The sequence below is a fragment of the Methylophaga sp. UBA5088 genome, assembly GCF_002414625.1.
GTDB classification, from domain to species: domain Bacteria; phylum Pseudomonadota; class Gammaproteobacteria; order Nitrosococcales; family Methylophagaceae; genus Methylophaga; species Methylophaga marina.
Genome location: NZ_DIAC01000028.1, coordinates 25,639 through 27,823, shown reverse-complemented (window position 1 = coordinate 27,823; position 2,185 = coordinate 25,639). Strand labels below are relative to the sequence as shown.

At 41.9% G+C, this 2,185-nt stretch carries 3 protein-coding genes; 1 reads left to right on the top strand and 2 read right to left on the bottom strand.

Going from position 1 to position 2,185, the window contains the following annotated elements:
* The coding region (locus B4K20_RS03655) for an alpha/beta hydrolase (protein ID WP_289281926.1) at window positions 1-754 on the top strand (754 nt) is incomplete at its 5' end.
* Between the two features lie 31 nt (window positions 755-785).
* On the opposite strand, the gene B4K20_RS03650 is transcribed toward B4K20_RS03655, so the two are convergent.
* Both B4K20_RS03650 and B4K20_RS03645 read right to left on the bottom strand, forming a co-directional pair.
* Complete coding sequence (locus tag B4K20_RS03650) at window positions 786-1,748, bottom strand: hypothetical protein (protein ID WP_289281925.1); 963 nt, start codon at window positions 1,746-1,748, stop codon at window positions 786-788.
* A 139-nt stretch (window positions 1,749-1,887) separates the two neighbouring features.
* A partial coding sequence (locus B4K20_RS03645) for a diguanylate cyclase domain-containing protein (RefSeq protein ID WP_289281924.1) occupies window positions 1,888-2,185 on the bottom strand: 298 nt, incomplete at its 5' end.

The window sequence follows — 2,185 nt, the reverse complement described above, 5'->3', positions numbered from 1 at the left end:
TGTCTATCTACCCGCAAATGCAAAAGATGCCCCTATTCTATTATTAATCCACGGTGGTGCCTGGCAATTTGGTGATAAACGCAGCACAGGATTAATCAAAAACAAAGTGAATCGCTGGGTAAAGAAAGGCTTTATTCTCGTTTCGACTAATTACCGTTTGGTCCCAGAAGTCGATCCCATCACTCAGGCTAAAGATATTGCCGCTGCCATTCACACCATACAAACCCAGGCCGAGCAGTGGCACGGTGATGCTGACAAAATGATGGTTTTGGGTCACTCAGCAGGTGCACATTTGCTCGCGTTATTGACCAGCCATGAAACACTGATGCAAGAGGCCAATATACGACCTTGGTTAGCCAGTTTTGTTATTGATAGCCAGGTATTGGATTTAGTCGCTTTAATGCAGCAAAAACATGTGGAATTCTATGATGAGGCCTTTGGTAAACAAGAACATTACTGGCAGCAGGCATCCCCGATTAATCATGTGGACGGTGATGAAATCCCGATGTTTGTTGTCTGTTCTCTTCAACGTGAATACGCCTGTGACAGTTCCGCCCGTTTTGTAAACACACTTCATCAGGTCGGTAGTCAAGCTGAACTGCTGCAATTAGATCTGACACATGATGAGACACTTGAAGACATTGGTTTAAATAATATCTACACTCAAACGATAGAAAACTATATGTCTGCTCTCCACCCTCAGATCAAAAATAGATTGATTCACTCAGATAAGAAAAATCCACCAACACCTTAGCCCTACTCACTGCGGTGTTGGTGGAGAACGTTTATTTGCCTTTAATTTTCAGCTCGAGTTGCTCTTCAAGCTCATCGCTATCTTTAGCAAAGGCGGCAAGCTTTTGGATATCGATTAAAGTCATAGGTTGTTTAGGCGTTATGTCTATCTTGAACTTATGAAGATCCTCCACAAAGTCTTCCATAGCCTCATAAAACATTTGCTCTGCAGGTTGGCGTGAGGTCTCAGCTTTTTTCTTAAGTTGATCAGTCAGCTGAGCTTGATAGGCCTTTTCAGTGACATTCATCTGCTTGGCGATGTTTTCCATCATCAGATCAAAGGTATTGTCTTCTTCTTTAATCTCAAGCTGGAAATGATGAATAAGTGCTCGTTGCATACCACCCAACATCAATACCACGGGATCCAGTGGCATATTCTCTATTTCCGCTTTGACTTCCAGCTTTGCCACTTTATTCAGTTCCGATTTCAGCGTGATATCGATAAATGAAAGCGTATTCTCTTTGGCTGGTTCATAATCATATTCTAGGTAAAAATCCGTGGTGGGTTTACCTTCAGTAACCTGGTCCACCACTTGATAAAATGCTTTTTCAACGGGTTTGTAACTTTGCTGAGCTAGCTGTTTAAAATCAACTTCTGTGGCTATGCGGTGTAAGGTAACTTCAAGATGAGGAGGTAACTGAGAATTGTTCAGCGAGCTTAACCCTGCTTTGCTATCCACCGTCACCGACTCAATACTGATCATTTTAGGTGTGGGTGTTTGAGTCATACCTGAAAGACCCGATGTATCGATACTCACATTCTTTAATGTCACCGCATTAGAGAAAAGTGATGTGTCCAGCGTGCCGTATTTAATGGTGCTTGTGCCATCAAACTGCATCAGTTCCATATCAATGCGTTCTTTGATTACTTCATGTTTTTTATAATCCGCATAAAAATAACCTGACACAACAGCCAGCCCGACCAGGCTGCCAAGGATAAGATGTTTTTGTTTCATTAAAGTCCTTAAGATGAAATGTGAATGGTGATAGCGCTAGACAGCATGACAGAGACATTGCGCCTTTTTATAGTCTATAGACACATATAGACTCATGACGAAAATCTGCGCTTAAGCACGCATAAAGTCTGCGTTTAATTTAATGGTCAATCAATGCTTTTGCAGAAGCATCGTCTTCATAGTAACAATACTGGTTCCTTCCAGCCGCTTTAGCTGCGTACATGGCCTGATCTGCTTTTTTGAGTAAGTCTGATGCAGTCAAAGCATCAGAAGGATACTGCACAATGCCAATGCTGGCAGACAACCGGCAATCAATACCATTAATAGGATAAGGCACATTGAGTTTACTGATTAACCTATCAACAAAGCGTTTTAATTCTTTTTTGGGAAACTCACCAGACAGCAGAATAATAAACTCATCGCCTGCATAGCGAGCA

Excerpts from the sequence above, each read along its gene's own strand:
- B4K20_RS03650 (WP_289281925.1), bottom strand. The coding sequence starts at position 1,748 with ATGAAACAAAAACATCTTATCCTTGGCAGCCTGGTCGGGCTGGCTGTT.